This window comes from Microbacterium sp. SL75 (assembly GCF_026625865.1).
Lineage (GTDB): Bacteria > Actinomycetota > Actinomycetes > Actinomycetales > Microbacteriaceae > Microbacterium.
Genome location: NZ_CP113067.1, coordinates 3,266,221 through 3,286,211, shown reverse-complemented (window position 1 = coordinate 3,286,211; position 19,991 = coordinate 3,266,221). Strand labels below are relative to the sequence as shown.

19 protein-coding genes and 1 tRNA gene are annotated in these 19,991 nt (G+C 69.2%); 7 read left to right on the top strand and 13 right to left on the bottom strand.

What is annotated here, in order from left to right:
• Window positions 1-1,971, top strand: a complete 1,971-nt coding sequence (locus OVA17_RS15705) for an alpha/beta hydrolase family protein (protein WP_267787389.1) — start codon at window positions 1-3, stop codon at window positions 1,969-1,971.
• A 52-nt stretch (window positions 1,972-2,023) separates the two neighbouring features.
• Here the strand turns inward: OVA17_RS15705 and OVA17_RS15700 are convergent, their stop codons facing one another.
• Both OVA17_RS15700 and OVA17_RS15695 read right to left on the bottom strand, forming a co-directional pair.
• Window positions 2,024-2,572: an HdeD family acid-resistance protein gene (locus OVA17_RS15700; RefSeq protein ID WP_267787388.1), complete on the bottom strand. Its 549-nt coding sequence runs from the start codon at window positions 2,570-2,572 to the stop codon at window positions 2,024-2,026.
• A 72-nt stretch (window positions 2,573-2,644) separates the two neighbouring features.
• Entirely contained in the window at window positions 2,645-3,574 is a 930-nt protein-coding gene (locus OVA17_RS15695) for an AEC family transporter (RefSeq protein ID WP_267787387.1), read from the bottom strand.
• A 97-nt stretch (window positions 3,575-3,671) separates the two neighbouring features.
• Here OVA17_RS15695 and OVA17_RS15690 point away from each other — a divergent pair, with 97 nt between their 5' ends.
• A complete protein-coding gene (locus OVA17_RS15690; protein ID WP_267787386.1) occupies window positions 3,672-4,364 on the top strand; it encodes a class I SAM-dependent DNA methyltransferase in 693 nt (230 codons plus the stop codon).
• A 77-nt stretch (window positions 4,365-4,441) separates the two neighbouring features.
• A complete protein-coding gene (locus OVA17_RS15685; protein WP_267787385.1) occupies window positions 4,442-5,215 on the top strand; it encodes a dienelactone hydrolase family protein in 774 nt (257 codons plus the stop codon).
• Window positions 5,216-5,589: 374 nt separating this feature from the next.
• Here OVA17_RS15685 and OVA17_RS15680 read toward each other — a convergent pair whose 3' ends face one another.
• The gene (locus OVA17_RS15680; RefSeq protein ID WP_267787384.1) at window positions 5,590-6,231 is read right to left on the bottom strand and encodes a hypothetical protein; all 642 of its coding nucleotides are present in this window, start codon (window positions 6,229-6,231) and stop codon (window positions 5,590-5,592) included.
• A 285-nt stretch (window positions 6,232-6,516) separates the two neighbouring features.
• On the opposite strand from OVA17_RS15680, the gene OVA17_RS15675 reads away from it, so the two are divergent.
• Window positions 6,517-7,062 (top strand): hypothetical protein, encoded by a 546-nt coding sequence (locus OVA17_RS15675; protein WP_267787383.1) that lies wholly within the window; start codon window positions 6,517-6,519, stop codon window positions 7,060-7,062.
• A 19-nt stretch (window positions 7,063-7,081) separates the two neighbouring features.
• Here OVA17_RS15675 and OVA17_RS15670 read toward each other — a convergent pair whose 3' ends face one another.
• Window positions 7,082-7,450, bottom strand: coding sequence for a hypothetical protein (locus tag OVA17_RS15670; RefSeq protein WP_267787382.1), 369 nt, complete (start codon window positions 7,448-7,450; stop codon window positions 7,082-7,084).
• A gap of 43 nt (window positions 7,451-7,493) precedes the next feature.
• On the opposite strand from OVA17_RS15670, the gene OVA17_RS15665 reads away from it, so the two are divergent.
• A complete protein-coding gene (locus OVA17_RS15665) occupies window positions 7,494-8,435 on the top strand; it encodes a linear amide C-N hydrolase (RefSeq protein ID WP_267787381.1) in 942 nt (313 codons plus the stop codon).
• A gap of 50 nt (window positions 8,436-8,485) precedes the next feature.
• Here OVA17_RS15665 and OVA17_RS15660 read toward each other — a convergent pair whose 3' ends face one another.
• The gene (locus tag OVA17_RS15660) at window positions 8,486-9,295 is read right to left on the bottom strand and encodes an SDR family oxidoreductase (RefSeq protein WP_267787380.1); all 810 of its coding nucleotides are present in this window, start codon (window positions 9,293-9,295) and stop codon (window positions 8,486-8,488) included.
• A gap of 76 nt (window positions 9,296-9,371) precedes the next feature.
• Between OVA17_RS15660 and OVA17_RS15655 the strand changes: the two genes are divergently transcribed.
• The gene (locus tag OVA17_RS15655) at window positions 9,372-10,031 is read left to right on the top strand and encodes a hypothetical protein (protein ID WP_267787379.1); all 660 of its coding nucleotides are present in this window, start codon (window positions 9,372-9,374) and stop codon (window positions 10,029-10,031) included.
• A 19-nt stretch (window positions 10,032-10,050) separates the two neighbouring features.
• Here the strand turns inward: OVA17_RS15655 and OVA17_RS15650 are convergent, their stop codons facing one another.
• The 6 genes from OVA17_RS15650 to polA all read right to left on the bottom strand — a co-directional run bounded on the left by OVA17_RS15650 (window position 10,051) and on the right by polA (window position 18,547).
• Window positions 10,051-10,422, bottom strand: a complete 372-nt coding sequence (locus OVA17_RS15650; protein WP_267787378.1) for a hypothetical protein — start codon at window positions 10,420-10,422, stop codon at window positions 10,051-10,053.
• A gap of 237 nt (window positions 10,423-10,659) precedes the next feature.
• On the bottom strand, window positions 10,660-11,424 hold the full coding sequence (locus tag OVA17_RS15645; protein WP_267787377.1) for an SGNH/GDSL hydrolase family protein: 765 nt from the start codon (window positions 11,422-11,424) through the stop codon (window positions 10,660-10,662).
• 116 nt (window positions 11,425-11,540) lie between these two features.
• Window positions 11,541-12,875, bottom strand: coding sequence for an MFS transporter (locus OVA17_RS15640; RefSeq protein ID WP_267787376.1), 1,335 nt, complete (start codon window positions 12,873-12,875; stop codon window positions 11,541-11,543).
• Entirely contained in the window at window positions 12,872-13,942 is a 1,071-nt protein-coding gene (locus OVA17_RS15635; RefSeq protein ID WP_267787375.1) for an LLM class flavin-dependent oxidoreductase, read from the bottom strand. Before OVA17_RS15635 ends, OVA17_RS15640 begins: the two co-directional genes overlap by 4 nt.
• A 98-nt stretch (window positions 13,943-14,040) precedes the next feature.
• Window positions 14,041-15,717: a DUF885 domain-containing protein gene (locus OVA17_RS15630; protein ID WP_267787374.1), complete on the bottom strand. Its 1,677-nt coding sequence runs from the start codon at window positions 15,715-15,717 to the stop codon at window positions 14,041-14,043.
• Between the two features lie 193 nt (window positions 15,718-15,910).
• Entirely contained in the window at window positions 15,911-18,547 is a 2,637-nt protein-coding gene (gene polA / locus OVA17_RS15625) for a DNA polymerase I (protein ID WP_267787373.1), read from the bottom strand.
• A gap of 60 nt (window positions 18,548-18,607) precedes the next feature.
• Between polA and OVA17_RS15620 the strand changes: the two genes are divergently transcribed.
• The gene (locus OVA17_RS15620; protein ID WP_267787372.1) at window positions 18,608-19,039 is read left to right on the top strand and encodes a hotdog fold thioesterase; all 432 of its coding nucleotides are present in this window, start codon (window positions 18,608-18,610) and stop codon (window positions 19,037-19,039) included.
• A 143-nt stretch (window positions 19,040-19,182) separates the two neighbouring features.
• Here OVA17_RS15620 and OVA17_RS15615 read toward each other — a convergent pair whose 3' ends face one another.
• Complete coding sequence (locus OVA17_RS15615; protein ID WP_115918621.1) at window positions 19,183-19,803, bottom strand: ANTAR domain-containing response regulator; 621 nt, start codon at window positions 19,801-19,803, stop codon at window positions 19,183-19,185.
• 70 nt (window positions 19,804-19,873) lie between these two features.
• Window positions 19,874-19,954, bottom strand: a tRNA-Leu gene (locus OVA17_RS15610).
• Window positions 19,955-19,991 lie beyond the last annotated feature (37 nt).

Sequence of the window (19,991 nt, the reverse complement as noted above, 5' to 3'; positions counted from 1 at the left end):
ATGCGGCCGACCGACATCCAGACACTGATCGGGGTCGGTCGGCCCGCGATCGCTGCTACGGGGGCGTTCGCGGTCTTCGCGACCTCGCGCCCCGATCTCGCCGCCGACCGGGCGGTCGGTCAGCTGTGGCGGGTCGACGTGCCGGACGGCTCCCCGCGCCGCATCACGCGCGGGGTAGCGGACCGCGCGCCGCGGCTGTCGCCCGACGACAGCACCATCGCATTCCTCCGTTCCGATGAGAAGGGCCGCGCCCAGATCTTCGTCGTCGCCGCACAGGGCGGCGAACCCGTGCAGGTCACCGACCAGCCCGGGGGAGTGACAGACCTCGCATGGTCGCCCGACGGCTCGCGCCTCGGCTTCACCGCGCGCGTTCCCGAACCCGGGCGGTACGGCACCGTGGAGGGCCGGGATGCCGCAGCCGAACCGCCGCGCCGGATCACTGGCATCCGCTGGCATGCGAACGGTCTCGGCTATCTCGATCGACCCGCGCACGTGTTCGTCGTGGACGCGCCCGCCACCGATGCGGAACCGTTCTACGAGCCGGCACCCGGACTCGACGCACCCGAGAAGACGGTCGTCGCCGCTGCGTCCACCGCGCTGACGCACGGGGAGACGAGCTGGAGCGGCGTGGTCTGGACGAACGACGGCGCCGAACTGCTCAGCGTGCCCGACGTGATCGAGACGGCGCGCCGCGACCTGCGCGATCGGATCGTCGCGATCGCGGTCGACAGCGGCGAACAGCGCGAGATCCTGGGCCGCGCAGAGAACCTCTCCGTAGCGAGCGTCGACGTCGCCCCCGACGGCACCGTCTTCCTGCTCGCGAACGACGTGGGCGACGAGGGCACCGACTTCGTCGCTCCCGGCGTCGCGCTCTTCGCGCTCGACGCCGACGGCCCCCGTCTGCTCACCGATCCCGAGTCGATCGACCTCGGCGAGGTCGGCAGCCACCTCTCGTTCGACGGCGACGACGTCCTCGTGCAGGACCGCACCCGCGGGCGTCTGAGGCTGCTGCGGGTGTCGCGCGGCGGGCGGGTCGATCAGGTGCTGGGTGGCGACCTCGAGGTCTCGGGGCACGCGGTCGCGCGGGGGCGGGTCGTGGCATCCGTGGCGTCTCCCGAGTCTTCCGGCGAGCTCGTGACGATCGACGGGCCCGAGGTGCGGGCGCTCACCGCGTTCGGCGGAGCCGCGCGCGAGACGGGCATCGCGGTGCCGGTCGAACACGAGATCGCCGGCCGTGACGGCTATCCGGTGCACGGGTGGGTCGCGGTGCCCGAGGGGGAGGGGCCGTTCCCCGTCATCCTGCAGATCCACGGCGGGCCCTACGCCTCCTACGGCGTGCACCTGTTCGACGAGACGCAGGTCCTCGTCGACGCCGGCTACGCCGTGGTCTACAGCAATCCGCGGGGGAGCGCGGGGTACGGCCGTGCGCACGGGCGGTCGATCCGTCGCCGCATGGGGACGCTCGACTTCTTCGACGTCATGGACTTCTTCGACGGCGTGGTCGGGGCCGACCCGCGGCTCGACGCGCAGCGGGTCGGCGTGATGGGCGGCTCCTACGGCGGCTACATGACCGCCTGGATCATCGCGCACGACCACCGCTTCGCCGGAGCGATCGTCGAGCGCGGATTCCTCGATCCCGCCGCCTTCCCGGGATCGAGCGACATCGGCTCGTTCTTCGGCGACGAGTACGTCGGCACCGACCCGGCGCTCGTGGCCGCCCAGAGCCCCATGGCCGTCGTCGATCGGGTCGCCACGCCCACGCTCGTGCTGCACTCCGAGCTCGATTACCGCTGCCCGCTCGATCAGGCGACCCGGTATTACGCGGCCCTGAAGCGCAACGGCGTCGACGCCGAGATGCTCGTCTTCCCCGGCGAGGATCACGAGCTCACGCGTTCCGGCCGCCCGCAGCACCGCGTGCAACGCTTCGAGGCGGTCCTCGACTGGTGGAGCCGGTACCTGCCCGTGCGGTGACAGAAGAAGGGGCCCGGATGCCGTGGCATCCGGGCCCCTTCTTCTATCGGCGTCAGACGGCCTTGCCGAACTGGATCGCGCGCACGATCTGGAAGGCGCCGAGGATGACCAGTGAGATGCCGATCAGCAGGAACAGCGTCACCGCGCCCAGCAGCGGCGAGAACAGCAGAACGATTCCGGCGACGATGCTGACGATCGCGAAGAAGACCGTCCACGCGCGCGCCTTCGAGGCGTGACCGGCGGTCGTGAGCGAGACGACGCCCTCGATGATCCACAGGATGCCGACCAGGGTGCCGATGAAGACACCGAACCACGCGGTCGTGGCCGAGAGGTTCGCGAACGAGAAGATGCCCGCGACGATGAAGAGCACGCCGAGGACGAGGTAGCCGATGCGGGCCCAGCCGGAGCGCCAGAACAGGCCGATGCCGATGTTCACCAGGCCCGCGATGATCACGTAGACCGAGATGATGCCGACGGCGACCTCGGCGGTGCGGCCGGGCCAGATGAGGATGAGCAGACCGATGACGAGCGAGAGGACTCCGCTGACGCCGAGCGCAGTGCGGACGGCGCCGACGGCGGGACTGGTCGTGGAGGGCGACATGGCGAGCCTTTCTGAGTAAAAGCTGAGAACAGGTCTCACCCTAGACCCGAGGGTCGACGAGTGCGACCGGTGCTACGCGGGGGAGTGCTCGAGCAGGAGCGCCACGGTGAACAGCACCGGAAGGCAGCCGAGGGTGGAGATGAAGACGACGTCGCGCGACAGGATCTCGCCGACTCCGTAGCGCTGCGCGAAGTTGAAGACGTTCTGCGCCGTCGGGAGAGCCGCGAGCACGACGACGATGAACACCTGGTCGGTGGGCAGGGCGAACAGCGTCGCGACGAGCCACGCCAACGCCGGCATCGCGAGGAGTTTGAGCGCCGAGGCCATCACGACGTCGACACGCCTCCCCGGCTCGGTGAGCACGCGCTGGCCGTACAGCGACATGCCGTACGACATCAGCAGCACCGGCACGCAGGCTCCCGCGATGAGGTGCAGCGGGTCGAAGACGATGGGCGGCAGGTCGACGTCGAGGAGGGCCACGAGGACACCCAGAGCGGAACCGATGAGCATCGGGTTCTTCGCCGTCTGCAAGAGGATGCGCCCGATGTTGCGGGATCCCGAGGTCGCGGCATCCAGGATCGACAGCGCGATGGGCATGAGCACCAGCAACTGGAACAGGATCACCGGAGCCGAGTACGCCGCGTTCCCGAGCATGTACAGCGAGATCGGGATGCCGATGTTGTTGCTGTTCACCTGGCCCGCCGACAGAGCGCCGATCACCGTCTCGCCGACACGGCGACGCAGGACCAGGGCCGAGAAGAGGGCGTAGACGCCGATGATGACCGCGGCGGTGATCATCGACACCGGAAGCAGCGCCGAGAACAGCGTCGCGACGTCGGCCTTCGCGAGCACCGTGAACAGCAGGAACGGCGAGAGGACGAAGAACGTCAGGCGGCTGAGCACGTGTCGCGCGTGCGGGCCCAGCAGGTCGATGCGGGCGATGACGTAGCCGACGACGACAGCGAGTCCGACGACGGCGAATCCGGTGAAGACGCCGCTCATGCGCCGAGGGCTGGCACGGGGGCGGCTGGGGGAGTCATCGCTTCGAGCGTAGCGGGGGTCTTGGTCCCGTCCGTGACGTCGTGGTGGGATGAGGCCCATGTACTCCGAGTTCGCACCCTTCTACGACACCGTCCAGAGCGGGGCGGCCGAGGCCTTCGCCGGGTGGGTCGAACGGCGTGCGGGGGAGTCGGGGGTCGTGCCGGGTTCGCTGCTCGAGCTCGGCTGCGGCACCGGAGCCGTCCTCGAGCTGCTGCCCGCGGAGTGGGAGAAGGTGGGCGTCGACGTCTCGCCCGAGATGCTCGAGATCGCCCGGACGAAGGGAATGGATGCCGCGTTCGTCGCAGCCGACATCCGGTCGCTGTCGCTGGGACGCACGTTCGACGTGGTTGCGTGCGTCTACGACACGATCAATCACCTGCCCGGCAGCGATTGGCCCTCGGTCTTCGCCACGGCCGCGGTGCACCTGGCGGACGACGGGGTGTTCCTGTTCGACATGAACACCCTCGGTCGTTTGAGGATGGATGCCGGCGAGGAGCACACCGCCGAGGCCGACGGGGCAACGGTGTCGATGCGTATTCACGCCGTCGGTGACGACCGCTTCGACTGGCACGTGCGGATCGAGCGCGAGGACACGGTCGTCGAAGACAGGATCGCCGAGTACGCCGTGGCTCTGTCGGAGGTGCGGGCGATGCTGGCAGACGCCGGCTTCGCACGGGTCGAGGCGAGCGGTGGGCGCGATCAGCCGATTTCAGACGACGCGCGGCGGCTGTTCTTCGTCTGTCGGCGCTGAGGGGCAAGACCCGGCTGTCTCCGGCGTCGGGGGTTTAGTCTCCGAACGACACGATTCCTCACCCCCTGGAGAACCGCATGACCATGTACTCCGCCGCCCTCTCCGGCATCCTTGATCGCGAACCCGCCCCGGCATCCGGTATCGAATCGTTTGATGTCGATTACCGCGTCGACGGGGTCGACTACCGCGGATACCTCGCTCGACCGGCAGGGGAGGAGCGACACCCGGGAGTCCTCGTCGTCCACGACTGGCTCGGAGTGACCGACTACGTGCGCATGCGCTGCGACATGCTCGCTCGCCTCGGCTACACGGGCTTCGCGGCGGATGTGTACGGCGCGGACGTGCGCCCGTCGGCGGAAGAGGCCGCGGCTGTCGCCGGAGGGTTCTATCAAGACCGGCCGCTGTGGCGTAAGCGGATGACCGAGGCGTTCGACCAGATGATCTCGCAACCCTCGGTCGACTCGCAGCGCACCGCGGCGATCGGCTACTGCTTCGGCGGTTCGTCCGTGCTCGAGCTCGCCCGCACGGGCGCCGCCGTCGATGCGGTGGTGAGTTTCCACGGCGGATTGCTGACCGGACCGGCGGGCGAGGCGGAACGAATCACCGCGAAGCTGCTCGTCCTCCACGGGGCCGCCGACCCCGTCGTTCCCGACGACGCCCTGCTCGCCTTTGAGAACGACCTGCGCACCGCGCCGTCGGTGGACTGGCAGGTGGTCTCGTACGCCAACGCCCTGCACGCGTTCACGCTTCCGGATGCCGACGCCCCCGAGCACGGAGCGCAGTTCCAGGCCGTCGCGGAGCGCCGGAGCTGGACGGCGATGAAGGCGTTCCTGGCGGAGGTTCTCGGCTGAAGGGCCGGCCGACGCACGCATGAACGCGATCTGCGCACATGAACGCGCTGTGCTCGTGTTTGTGCGCGCGGGAAGCGTTGATGGATGCCGTCGTCGCGCCATGGGGTCGGTGCAGGGTCGAGGTCGATCAGCGGGCTCCGCTGAGGCATGAGCCGCGCCGTCGGGCCCTGATCCCGACGCATAAACGCTCCCAGCGACCAAAAACACGCTGTGCTCGCGTTTCTGGTCGCTCGGAGCGTTTATGCGTCGTCGCGGGACGGCCGGTGGCGCGATGCGTGTGCGCCGATAATGCACATTATGTCAGCTTGAACCGACGAAGCCCTCCCCGTCATGTCCCTGGCGCGATCGGGCAGGCGTCAGGTGATGCTGACACGTCAGAGGCCGAGCACTGCGAGCGCGACGGTCACCGTGGTGTCATCGCTGGGTGCGTAGGACTCGGCGCCCGAGCCGCCGTGCCGACCATCATGCAGTTCGATCGACACTCCGGGCACGTACACATTGGAGTATCCGGGGCTGTCGGGCGCGCCGTCCGTCGTCCACCGGACGCCGAGTCCACGGACATCGTCCAGGCGCGGGTCGTCGATGCGCGTCGGAGTGAGGTGGAGCATCGTGCCCTGCATCTCCAGCGCGTCACGGGTCGGAACGTCATCGGCGGCAGCCACGGTCACGCTGGCGAAGGGGCCTTCGTCGGGCGCGGCCCACTGGCAGAGCACGCCGTCATCGGCGATGCTCTCGCCGACCAGCGTCATGCCGCTCACGAAGGACGCAAGCGCGCCGGCGACCTGATCGCAACTCGTGATGCGTGGGAAGGGGGTCGTCGTGGATAGGGTCCCCACGCCGTCGGAGACGTCCATGTCGTTCGAAGATGAGTCCTCGCCCGGGGTGAGTGCGTCGTGCGTGTCGTCGATGGCGATGGCGCATCCGGCAAGAAGGGATGCGCCGACGAGGCAGGCGGCAAGCGCGGTCGTTGCCCGGCTGGCCGCGCGCCGGCGGGTGAAGATCTGGTTGCGGGTCATCGCGATCCTCGCTTTCGAGATCGTTGTTATCGCCCGATAACTCTATGGCAGGCACACGTGTGCTCGCGAGGTGTCTTGATTAAAGTCTGATGAGTTGATGCCGCTCCGCGGACCTCCCCCAGGCCTCTCGGGCTGGCGTCGAAAGCGACGAAGGGTGGAAACCGGAATGAGCAGCACCATGACGATCGAGCTCGCGTCGGCATCGACCTCGGCGACCACCGGCGGTGCTCTGCGCGTCGACGGCGGGTACGTCGACAGCATCCTGCCCTGACGGGACCCGGCGAGATGAATGTTTCCCGCCTGCACATCCTGGGCGCGAGCGGCAGCGGAACGACCACGCTGGGTCACGCGCTGGCCGCGCGGTGGGCGGTTCCGCACGCCGATGCGGACGACTACTTCTGGATGCCGACCACTCCCCCGTTCCTCCAGAAGAGGGACGAGATGCAGAGGGTCGCGCTGATGCGCGAGATCTTCGTGTCGCGCCCCGCCTGGGTACTCTCCGGGTCGATGCTCGGGTGGGGCGAGTCGGTCGTCGCCGAGTGCGACGCGATCGTCTTCCTCACCCTGGACCCCACGGAACGCCTGCGTCGGCTCGAAGCGCGCGAGGTCATCCGCCGCAGAGGTCAGCCGCACGACGACGAGGCCTGGCGCGTGTTCAGAACGTGGGCCGAGGGGTACGACGAACCCACCTTCGACGGCCGCAACCGTTTCGAGCACGACACGTGGCTCGCGGCGACGGGTAAGCCGGTGCTCCATCTCGACAGCCGGTCGACGGTAGCGGAGCTGGCGGATGCTGTGTGCTCATGGGATCCGCCGGCCGTGCCGTCGTAAGCGCCAAGGAAGACGAGGGCTAGCGCAGCAGGTCCGTTGCTATGCCGATCGCGATGGCAACCGATGCGAGCAGCAGCACGATCGCCACGATGATGTGCCAGCTTCGCGAGCTTCCCGCGCGGCCCCGTGCTCGGGCGCTCCGGAGCAGGTGAACGCTACCCGTGACCAGGACGCCGCACGCGACGATGCCGAGAGCCAGCAGAAGACCTGCCCCGATCTCGGGCGTGTGCAGGTACCCGAGGAGCAGGGCGCCGGAGTAGACGACGGCCGCGGTGATCACGCCCGCGAGCACGCGCGCGCCGATGTCGCGCCAGAACTTCTCCTCGCGCACCCACATGCCGACCCACCCCCAGGGGCTGGTCGGTCGGGTCTCCGTGATGTCGGGCATTTCTGCACCATATCGCCCCGCGGCGACGGGATACGCTGCACGCGTGTGCACACGAATCCTCTGGAACACGAACGACGTCGCCAAGACGGTCAGTCGCTGCATGGACTGGGCGGTGAGCGACGAACCCGAACTGTGGTTCGTTCCCCGCGGCACGGCCCGCGACGGTCGCGCCGATGATCACTCGCTGGCCTGGACGTCGTCGTACTCGAGCGTCGTCACGAGCATGTGGGGCCTCGGCACCGTCGACGGGCTGAACGAGAAGGGACTCGGGGCGCACGCCCTGTACCTCGATCCCGAGGACGTCGCATTTCCCGAGCCGGACGGGCGCCCCTCTGTCGCCAATGCTCTCTGGGTGCAGTATCTGCTCGACAACTTCGCCACCGTCGCCGAGGCCGTCGCGCATATCGGCCGCGTGCGCATCACTTCGCCGGAGTTCCGCGGCATGCAGCTCGGGGTGCACATCGCGATCGAGGATCCGACCGGCGACTCGGCGATCATCGAGCCGCTCGGAGGTGAGCTCGTCGTGCACCACGGCCCCGAGTACACGGTCATGGCCAACTCCCCCACGCTCGACAAGCAGCTGGAGAACCTGTCGCGATACCGACCTTTCGGCGGCGAACTCCAGCCGCCCGGTGACATCACCTCGGCCGACAGGTTCGTGCGTTCGGCGTACTTCCTGCACTACCTGCCCGAGCCGGAGAACACCGAGGAGGCCGTGGCGGGGGTATTCCAGCTCATCGCCAACGTCTCGGTCCCCTACGGCGCACCGTACTCGACGGGCGACGTCTACCCCACGTGGTGGCGCGCCGGCGCCGACCTGACCAATCGGGTCTACTACTTCGGTTCGACGCGGAGCCCCAACATCTTCTGGATCAGTCTCGACGACCTGGCCGACACGGCCGAGGTCCGCAAGATCGATCCGCGCGAACTCTCCCTGGTGGGTGACCAGACCTCCCACCTCGAGCCGGCGGCCCTTCTGTACTGACCGCGGGGCGATCAGGCGGGGCGGGGCGCCCCCGCGAACGGGGCGACCCCTCAGTCGCGTTGCACCCACCCCGACGTCACGTTCAGCACACTCGAACCGTCGAGGTCGCCCAGCGACAGGCCGGCGAACTGGGTCGCGGCATCCGAGGTCTGCCAGCGGAACCGCGGGGCCGAGGTGGTGGCGGCCTCGACGACGGTCTTCGCAGCGTCCTCCGCCGACTGCGCCGATGCGAACGAGGTCGCCGCGCGGTCGAGGTACGCCTGCTGCAGTTCCGCGTACGGGCCGGGGGCGGCGCGGTGCACCGAGTCGACGAACGACGAGGCGACGGCGGCCGGTTCGACGATCGACACATCGACTCCGAAGGGGGCGACCACCGGGGCGAGCGACTGCATGAGACCCTCGACGGCGAACTTCGCGCCGCAGTACGCGTCGGAGAACGGTTGCCCCACCGCTCCCCCGACGCTCGTCACCGTCACGATGCGGCCGCTCCCCCGCTCACGCATATCGGGGAGGACGAGACGGGTCAGACGCGCGACCGAGAGGTAGTTCGTCTCGAGCTGCTCCTGCAGCTCGTCGTCGCTCACCTGTTCGAGGGTGCCCACGGCGCCGCGCCCGGCGTTGTTCACGAGGATGTCCACGGGGCCCGTGGCCTCGATCAGGGCGCGGGCGCCCTCGGCATCCGTCACATCCAGGGCCCGGATGTCGAGCTCGACACCCGCCTCGGATGCCGCGGAGCGCAGGGCGTCGGCGCGCGCGGTGTCGCGGACGGTGGCGACGACCGTCACCCCCCGTTGCGCGAGCTGGATCGCGGTGTGCATGCCGATGCCGCTGGTGGTTCCGGTGACGAGTGCGAGAGTCATGGTCTCATCATGCGCCTCGGATCCCATGGGTTCGGTGTGCGGGGGTTGTCCAGGGGATGCTGCCAGGGTGGGGCGGGTGACCGACGTCCCCGCCTCACCGGTTCGACAGCAATCCGCCCGCCCGTGGCGAGGGCTCGTCATCCTCGTCGCTGCCACGCTGCTGGCGTTAGCCATCGCGATCATCACCGGCGTGGGGGCTCTCTCCCGGCAGGGCGACGGCAAGACCGAGTTGCTCGTGGGGTCATGGGATGCGGGCAAGATCGTCGTGGCAGCGTGGATGGCGTCCGCCGTCGCCTTCTTCGCGCTTGTCTGCGCGATACCGGCACCGCGGTGGTGGTTGGTGCTCTTCCTCCCGCTACGCTTCCTCGCCTTCTGCGCAATCATCCCCGCGGGGATTCTGGTGGCCCTGTTCTTGGAGAGCTCGGTGGTGCCGCTCAACGCGAACGGGTGTGCGACGGGATACGTCGTCCGCGAGAGCACGCCGTGGCGGCACACGACGGTGGATGTCCTCCGGACGGACGGTCTGCTGGCTACCAAGGTGGACAGCGGCTCTCTGCGCGGCGGCGAGCACCCCTTCGCCGCCGGAGACTATCGGGTTGATGTGGACGGTGATACATACCGTGTCGAAGCGGTCCCCGCCGGTAGCCCGTCTTTCGATCTCCCCGTGATCGTCGAGTTGATGCACGAGTCCTGCGGACTCGCTGACCGCGGAGTGCCGCGGTCGCTGAGGGGCTGACGCCGCCCCGGTCTCCCGCTCACTGCGCAGGCAGGCACCCACCGTCGAGGATGTAGCCGCCGATCTCGACCGAGACGGAGGTGCCGGACACCTCTCCGAAAAGGCAGCCGCCCTGCGGCCCGGTCGCCGCGAAAAGCACGCTGTTCGCCTCGGCGCGCACCTGCGGCGACAGCGCTCCCCCCTCGTCGAGCAGCGTGGCGACCTCCTCGGCCGACAGCTCCTTCTCCTTGGCTGCCGTCCGCAGCACGGCGACGATATCGGCCGAGACATCCTCGGCGGCCGCGCGCGCGTCGTCGTCGATGCTCATCCGGTCGCGATACCGTTCGTTCGCCGCCATCGCCGCATCCGGATCGTAGGGAGCGCACTCCGGCGGCAGCTGTACGCCCTCCATCGTGGGGCATGCGTACGACGCAGCGATGCTCGGGGTCGGTGTCGGCCCCGATGCGCCTGCGGCGTGCGCCGCGCAGCTCGTGGTGGTGGCGACGGTCGCGACAGCGACGATGAGCGCAAAAACGGTTCTCTTCATATGTTCCCCCCGCGCACAGTCTCGCAGGGGGCGCATCTCGACGAGGGCATGTGCGCAGAGATCAGCGGATGCCGAGACCCGGCGATCCGAGGACGACGTCGCTCAATCCCCCGGCGTCAGCTCCACCCACCCGCCGCCGAACTTCGCCTGACGGTTGTCGCCCGACGAGGTGCCCGTAAGACGCCGGCGGACCCAGGGGCCGACGTGCTCGCGGTAATAGGCGGTGCCCTTCAGACGCTGGGCTTCGGGGATCTCGCGCAGGTTCCACCACTCCGTGGGCGGGGTGAGGCCGACCGACTCGATCACGCGCGCGGCGACCCGGTGATGACCGCGCGCGTTCATGTGCAGCCGGTCGACCGACCAGAACTCCCCGCCCGCGAGCTTGCGGTCGAACCAGTTGTACGCCGTGATCACATCGGACCGGCCCTCGAGGCGCTTCTCGACGGCGCGCGAGAGGCGATCACCGCGGGCTTCGATGACCTTGCCGAGAGGAAGCCCGGCCGTGGGGTTCGCGCCCGACAGCACGATGAGCTTGACGCCCTCTTCATCGCAGCGGCGCACGACGTGGTCGAAGAGGTCGACGATGCGGTCGATGCCCGTTCGTGGACGCAGCATGTCGTTGCCGCCGCCGTTGAACGACAGGTGCGTCGGCTTCAGCGCCAGCGCGGGCTCGAGCTGTTGAGCGACGATCGGCTCGATGAGCCTGCCGCGGATCGCGAGGTTCGCGTACTCGATCGGCTCCCCCGCGGCATCCGCCCATCCCTGCGCCGCCAGATCGGCCCAGCCCCGGACGGTGCCGTCGGGCAGTTCGTCGCCGACGCCTTCGGTGAACGAGTCGCCGATCGCGACGTAGCGGACGGATGCCATGGCTCGAGCCTACGCGGGCGCGATGCGGTCGCAGGCAACGGCTGCCCTCCGGGACGGGTCCCGTCGTGCGGCCGGAGGCCCGAGCGGAGAACACCTCCGCGACGCCTCGGGGTGATCTAGGCGAGAGCCCGCCCGCGCTGCTCGCGCAGGAACAGTGCCGCCACCACGGCCACCGCGAAGAACGCCGCGAAAACGATGAACAGCAGCGGGGCGCCCCCGAGTCCGAGCAACGGCGGCACGGCGAGCGGCGCGAGAATCGACGCGATCCGCCCGACGCCCGCGGCCCAGCCGGAGCCGGTGGCGCGCAGCGGCGTGGGGTATGTCTCGGGGGTCGCGGCGTAGAGCGCGCCCCAGGCGCCGAGGTTGAAGAACGACAGCGCCATGCCCGCGGCGATCACCGCGACCTCACCGGTTGCCGTGCCGAAGAGCACCGCGGCCACGGCGGAACCGGCGAGGAAAGCCGCGAGTGTCGCGCGCCGCCCCCAGACCTCGATGAGCCAGGCGGCGACCGCGTAACCGGGCAGCTGCGCGAGCGTGATGACGAGGGTGAATCCGAACGAACGCACGAGGTCGTACCCCTGGGCGACGAGGATCGTGGGGATCCAGATGAACGCCCCGTAGTACGAGAAGTTCACGCAGAACCACAGCACCCACAGGGCCACCGTGCGAGCCCGCAGCGCCGGGGCCCAGAGCGCCCTCACGCGCGGACGCGGGGCTGGAGCGGAGGGCGCGACCCCCTCCGTCGAGGCCTCGAGGGCGATGCGACCGGCCGCGGCTTCGAGATCGCGCACGATGACGATCGCCTCGGCGTTGCGTCCGCGCGAAGCCAGCCAGCGCGGCGACTCGGGCAGACCCCACCGCACGATCAGGGCGTACACCGCGGGGATCGCACCGAGCGCGAAGGCCCAGCGCCAGCCGTCGGCGGACGACGGCACGACGAGGTAGCCGATCAGCGCCGCCGCGGTCCACCCGACGGCCCAGAACGCCTCCAGGAAGACGATGAGCCGGCCCCGCATACGCGCGGGCGCGAACTCGCTGACGTACGTCGAGGCCACCGGCAGCTCGGCCCCGAGCCCGAGACCGACGACGAAGCGGAGCACGAGGAGCGCTGCCAGACCGCCCACCAGCGCACTCGCACCGGTCGCTGCACCGTAGACCAGCAGGGTCAGCGCGAAGACGTAGCGGCGCCCGAACCGGTCGGCCAGCAGCCCGCCGACGCTCGCCCCGATCGCCATACCGGCGAAGCCCGCCGACGCGATCCACGACGCCTGCGTCGGCGCCAGCTGCCACTGCACGCTGAGGGCCGCGATGACGAACGAGATGAGGCCCACGTCCATGGCATCCAGGGCCCACCCCAGACCCGACCCGCCCAGGATCCGCCCGTGACGACGGGTGAACGGCAGCGCGTCGAGACGTTCGGACACCCGAATGGTGTCGGTGGTCGTGGTCACCGGATGCCGGGGGCGTCGGCCGACGCGGGGGTGTCGGCGAGCATCACTTCGACGAGAGGACGCACCTTGGTGCCGTACAACTCGATGCTCGACAGGAGCCGGTCGTGCGAGATGGACCCGCTCGCGATCTTCATCTGGAAGCGTGAGTTGCCCAGTGCCCGCACGGTCGCGGCGATCTTGCGGGCGACGGTCTCGGGCGAACCGACGTACATCGACCCCTCGGGCCCCACGTCGTGCTGGAAGCGCATGCGGTTGTACTCGGGCCAGCCGCGCTCACGGCCGATGGTGTTGTTGAGCTCGGCGACGCCCTCGAAAGCCTCGTCCCACGCCTGCTCGTCGGTCTCGGCGACGTGGCCGGGCGAGTGCACCGAGATCGGCATCTGGGGTTTGCCGAGCTCTGCCAGCGAACGGCGATACAGGTCGGCGTAGGGGCGGAATCGGGCAGCCGAGCCGCCGATGATGGCGAGCACGAGACCGTAGCCGTAGCGGGCCGTGCGCACGACCGACTCCGGCGAGCCGCCGACGCCGACCCACGCGGTCAGACCCGTCTCGGTCTTGGGGTACACATCGGCATCCTGGAGCGCGGCGCGCGTGCGACCCGACCAGGTGACGGGCTTCTCAGTCAGCAGGTGCGAGAACAGCTCCAGCTTCTCTTCGAACAGCTGCTCGTAATCGGCGAGGTCGTAGCCGAAGAGGGGGAACGACTCGATGAAGGAGCCCCTCCCGAGGATGACCTCGGCGCGCCCGTTCGAGATGGCATCCAGGGTGGCGAAGCGCTCGTACACGCGCACGGGGTCGTCGCTCGAGAGCACGGTCACCGCGGTGCCGAGGTGGATGTTCTTCGTCCGCGCGGCGGCCGCGGCCAGGACGATCTCGGGGCTGGTGACCGCGAAGTCCTTGCGGTGGTGCTCGCCCACTCCGAAGAACGACAGACCGACCTCGTCGGCCAGAACGGCCTGGTCCACGACGTTTCGGATGGTCTGTGCATCGGACAGCAGCGACCCGTCGGGGGCGCGTGAGATGTCTCCGAAGGTGTCGAGGCCGAGCTCGAGGGAACGGGCGTCCATGGGGTCTCCTTGCATTCGGATGAATGAACTTTACGCGACGACGGGGTATTCCCCCGCATCGCCGAGGGGCGCCGACTCGGCGACGCCCCTCGGGGAGATCAGGCGGATGCCAGCGCTGCGCGCAGCGTGTCGAGACCGACCCCGCCGATGTCCAGCGCGCGCGTGTGGAACTGCTTCATCGAGAAGTCGGAACCGCGGCGTTGCTCCTCTTCGTCGCGCACCTGCTCCCAGATGCGCTGACCGACCTTGTACGACGGCGCCTGTCCGGGCCAGCCGAGGTAGCGGTTCACCTCGAAGCGCACGAACTCCTCGCTCATGTTCACGTTCTTCAGCATGAACGCCAGAGCGTAGTCGTGATCCCACACTCCGGTGCCGTCCAGGCGCGGCTTCTGCAGGTGCACGCCGATGTCGAGCACCACGCGGGCGGCGCGCATGCGCTGCCCGTCGAGCATGCCGAGGCGATCGGCGGGATCGTCGAGGTAGCCCAGCTGCTCCATGAGGCGCTCGGCGTAGAGCGCCCAGCCCTCGGCGTGGCCGCTCGTGCCCGCGAGAAGGCGCCGCCACGAGTTGAGCTGTGCGCGGTTGTACACGGCCTGCGCGATCTGGAGGTGGTGCCCGGGAACGCCCTCGTGGTAGACCGTGGTCAGCTCGCGCCAGGTGTCGAACGTGTCGACGCCCTCGGGGACCGACCACCACATGCGTCCCGGTCGCGAGAAGTCGTCGGTCGGGCCGGTGTAGTAGATCCCGCCCTCGTTCGTGGGCGCGATCATGCACTCGAGGTTGCGGATGGGTTCGGCGATGTCGAAGTGCGTGCGACCGAGCTCCTCGACGGCCTTGTCGCTCGTTCGCTGCATCCATTCCTGCAGGGCCTTCGTGCCGCGGAGCTTGCGCGACTCGTCCTGCTCGAGGAAGGCCACCGCCTCTTCGACGGTGGCGCCGGGCAGGATCTCGTTCGCGATGGCCTCCTGCTCGGCGACCATTCGCGCGAGTTCCTCGACGCCCCACTCGTAGGTCTCGTCGAGGTCGATCTCGGCGCCCAGGAAGTGCCGGGAGTGCAGTGCGTACATTTCGCGCCCGACCGCGTCGGTCTCGCCCGCCACGGGAGCGAGCTCCGACGACAGGAACGACGCCAGCGAGTCGTACGCGACGCGTGCGGCGTTGGCGTGGGTCGAGAGGTCTCGAGCGAGGGATGCCGGCAGCTGGCCCTCGTCGGGAGCAGCCTCGCCCACGAATTCGGCGAAGAACCCCGTGTCGGAGGTGTAGCGGGCGATCTGCGTGACCACCTCGGTCACCTGGCGGCGAGCGGGAACGATGCCCTCGCTGATGCCCTGACGAAGGGTCGAGATGTAGCCGTCGATCGCACCCGGCAGGGCCTTGAGTCGCGCCGAGATGGTCGACCAATCGTCGACGGTCGCCGTCGGCATGAGGTCGAAGGTCGAGCGGATGTCCTGCGCGGGAGACGCGATGACGTTCAGGTCGCGCAGGTGCGTCTTCGCCTCGTGCTGCTCGATCATCAGCGCGAGCTCGCGGCCCAGGTCCATCTTGGTGACGGTGTCGATCGCATCGACTGCGTCGGCGCCGTCGAGGGCCGCTTTGGTCGCGCGGGCGTCGGCGATGAGGGCCTCGGCACCCTGGGGGCTGTAGTCGCCGAAGCGTCCGTTGTGCTCGAAACGCCCGATGTAGGTCGCGAGAGTCGGTTCACGCTCGGCCAGGGTGTCGACCCACGCGTCGGCGATCGTGTCGATCGGCGTGGGGGTGCGTTGTGCGTCAGTCATCCTCCGAGCCTAGGGAAGCTGGGACCGGTCCGCACGTCCCCCCCCCCGTGCGCAGCGGCGCGGAGTGAGCTGACGGGAGGAGATCCGGGAACAGAGGAGCCTGTGGCCATCGTGGGTGCTCCCGTTCTCGGGATCTCCTCCGGTCAGCCGGTTCGCCGGGCCGTAGGTTCGCGGGCGCGGGCGGCCGGAGCCGCTAGTGCCCCGCTTCGTCCCAGTCGCCGCCGCGGCCGATCTGCACGTCGAGCGGCACGGAGAGGTCGGCCGCGTCGGCCATGCGTGCGCGGACGATCTGCTCGACGGCATCCCACTCCCCCGCCGCCACCTCGACGACGAGCTCGTCATGGATCTGCAGCAGCACGCGCGAACGCAGGCCCGCGGCCGCGAGCTCGTCGCGGATGCGGAACAGGGCGACCTTCATGATGTCGGCGGCACTGCCCTGGATGGGGGCGTTGAGAGCCGCGCGCTCGGCGTTCTCGCGAAGGACGCGGTTCATGCTCGTGAGGTCGGGGAACGGGCGGCGCCGACCGAAGATGGTCTCGGTGTAGCCGTCCTGCCGCGCCTGCTCGACCGAGCCCCGCAGGTAATCGCGCACCGCGCCGAAGCGGGCGAAGTACTCGAGCATGAGCTTCTTGGCTTCGGACTGCTCGATGCGCAGCTGCTTCGACAGCCCGAACGCCGAGAGCCCGTAGACGAGGCCGTACGACATCGCCTTGACCTTGGTGCGCATCGCCGGGGTGACGTCTTTGGGTTCGACGCCGAAGACGCGCGCGCCAACGAAGCGGTGGAGGTCTTCACCGGAGTTGAACGCCTCGATGAGCCCCGGGTCGCCGGAGAGGTGCGCCATGATGCGCATCTCGATCTGCGAGTAGTCGGCCGTGAGCAGCGTCTCGTAGCCCTCGCCGACTTCGAACGCGGCGCGGATGCGCCGGCTCTCTTCGGTGCGGATCGGGATGTTCTGCAGGTTCGGGTCGGTGCTCGACAGACGCCCGGTCTGGCTGCCGGTCTGCACGTAGGTGGTGTGGATGCGGCCGTCCGCACCGGTCGCCGCGTCGAGGGCGTCGATGATCTGCTTCAGCTTCGTCGCCTCACGGTGGCGCAGCAGCAGGTCGAGGAAGGGGTGGTCGGCGCTCTCTTGCAGGTCGGCGAGGGCCGCGGCATCCGTCGTGTACCCGCTCTTCGTCTTGCGGGTCTTCGGCAGCTGCAGCTCGTCGAACAGCACCTCTTGCAGCTGCTTCGGCGAGCCGAGGTTGACCTCATGACCGATCGCTGCGTAGGCGTCGCGCGCCAGGGCGTCGGCGCGGGCGGCCAGCTCGCTCGAGAAGCTCGACAGCTTCTCGTGCGAGACGGCGACGCCGGCGAGCTCCATGTCGGCCAGGGCCGTGAGCGTGGGCAGCTCGATGTCGTCCAGCACCTCGGCGACGCGGCCGGGGAGCTCGGCCCGCTGGGCCTCGGCCACCCGGCGGGCGAACCACGACAGCTGCCCGGGGGTCGCCCCCTCGGTCTCGGGGACGAGCTGAGTGGGATCCGCCACGGGGAGCTTCTCGTCGAGCACGCGCTCCACGAGGTCGCCGAGAGTCTTGTCGGGGAAGCTCGGCCGCACGAGCCACCCCGCGAGCACGACGTCGAACGCGAGAGCGCCGACGGTCAGGCCACGGCGGGCCAGCGCCTTGATCTGCGGCTTCGCATCGGCGAACACCTTGGGGGCATCGGATGCCAGCCACGACGCGAGCGCGTCGCCCACGGCATCCGTCCACTCGGTCTCGACCGCGGCGTCGGCCGAGGCGAGACCGATCGCGGTGGGCTGCGAGCCCTCGAGCGTGACAGTGACGCCGACCGGGCCCTCGGCCGCGGCGGCCCAGGCTGCCAGGGCCTCGGCGTCGAGACGCTCGGCGGCCGGAGCGGTCGCGGTGGGGCGCTGTTCCTCTCCCTCGCCGGCGTCGCCACCGAGCGCGTCGAACACGCGCGGCAGCAGGGTGCGGAACTCGAGGCGCGCGAAGATGTCGCGCACCGCCTGGGCGTCGAGCGGGTGCATCTTGAGGTCTCGCGGGCCGACGGGCAGCTCGACGTCGCGCAGCAGACGGTTGAGGGTGCGGTTGCGGCGCACGCCGTCGATGTGCTCTCGCAGATTGCCGCCCACCACACCAGTGATCTTGTCGGCGTTGTCGAGAAGCGCGTCGAGCGAGCCCCACTGCGTCAGCCACTTGACCGCGGTCTTCTCGCCGACCTTGGGCACACCCGGCAGGTTGTCGCTGGTCTCGCCGACCAGCGCCGCGATCTCGGGGTACTGCGCGGGCGGCAGGCCGTACTTCTCGATCACGGCGGCGGTGTCGTACCGCTTGAGCTGCGAGACGCCCTGCACGTTCGGGTAGAGCAGCGTCACGTCGTCGGTGACCAGCTGGATCGTGTCGCGGTCGCCCGAGCACACGAGCACCTCGAAGCCCTGTTGCTCACCCTGTGTGGCGAGGGTCGCGAGGATGTCGTCGGCCTCGAAGTCTTCTTTCGCGAGCACCGGCACGCCCATCGCACGCAGGCAGTCCTGCAGGAGAGGGATCTGGCCCTTGAACTCGGCGGGCGACTCGCTGCGATTCGCCTTGTACTCGGCGTACTCGCGGGTGCGGAACGACTGGCGCGAGGTGTCGAACGCCACGGCGAGGTGCGTGGGCTTCTCGGCCTTGACGAGGTTGACGAACATCGACAGGAAGCCGTAGATGCCGTTGGTGTGCTGGCCGTCCTTCGTCGAGAAGTTGTCGACCGGCAGGGCGTAGAACGCCCGATACGCCAGCGAATGGCCGTCGACGACGAGGAGAGTAGGCTTTTCGGCATCCGTCACCCCTCCAGCGTAACGAGAACCACGGACACTCCCCCGGCCCCGGCCCGATCGAAGGCGATGATGACCTCCACGACCCCCGACACGACTTCCGGCCTCGACTGGGCGAAGGAGCGCGGAATGGGCGCCCTGGCCGAGAAGATGGGCATCGAGTGGGTCGAGTTCTCGGTCGAGCGAAGCGTCGCCATCATGCCGGTCGAGGGCAACACCCAGCCGGTCGGCCTGCTGCACGGCGGCGCCTACGTGGTGCTGGGCGAGTCGCTCGGCTCCATGGCCGCGAATCTGTACGCCGGGGCGGGCAAGCTCGCCGTCGGCATCGACATCAATGCCACGCACACCCGTTCGGCGACATCGGGGATCGTGACGGGCGTGTGCACACCGGTCCACCTCGGCCGCTCGCTCACCGTGCACGAGATCGCCGTCTCCGACGAGCAGGGCCGCCGCTGCTCGACGATCCGCATCACCAACATGATCAAGGACGCCCCGCGTCCCTGACGCCGCGAGGCCCCCGGGCTCGTCGAAGGGTTCTTCTCCGACCCGATGTCACGGTGGACCCCACGATTCAGGCCCCACCCGGTACACGCCGAAACGAAAAATGGATGCCACCGAAGCGGCATCCATTTGACGGAGGGTTCTGACTAGGCCTTCTTGGGGGCCAGCTGCTCGATGATCGCCTTGGCGACGTCCTGCATGGTGAGGCGGCGGTCCATCGACGCCTTCTGGATCCAGCGGAAAGCCTCGGGCTCGCTCAGCCCCATCTTCTCGTTGAGCAGGCCCTTCGCGCGGTCCACGAGCTTGCGGGTCTCGAAGCGCTCGACCATATCGGCGACCTCGGCCTCGAGCGTGATGATCTGCTCGTAGCGAGCGAGGGCGATCTCGATCGCGGGGAGCAGGTCGTTCGGCGTGAACGGCTTCACGACGTACGCCAGGGCGCCGGCCTCGCTGGCGCGCTCGACGAGCTCCTTCTGGCTGAAAGCGGTGAGGAGCACGACGGGGGCGATGTGGTTCTTGCTGAGCTTCTCGGCGGCGCTGATCCCGTCGAGCTGCGGCATCTTGACGTCCATGATCACGAGATCGGGACGAAGCTCGGTGGCGAGCTGGACGGCGGTCTCGCCGTCGCCGGCCTCGCCCACGACGTCGAAGCCGTTGTCGCGGAGGATCTCGACGATGTCGAGGCGGATGAGCGACTCGTCTTCCGCGACCACGACGCGTCGGGGGGCGGCCGGAGCGTTGGCCGGAACGGCTTCTTGATCAGTCACGGAACCATCCTAAGTCTGGTGGGGCGTGAAGCCCCGGATCACAGCCCGATCGCTCGGGTGCTGTCTCGGGTACCGGTGGTGGGACTCGAACCCACACGTCTTTCGACAGAGCATTTTGAGTGCCCCGCGTCTGCCATTCCGCCACACCGGCAGGTGTTGCGTACCCAACTTACCGGCGTGGACGCCGG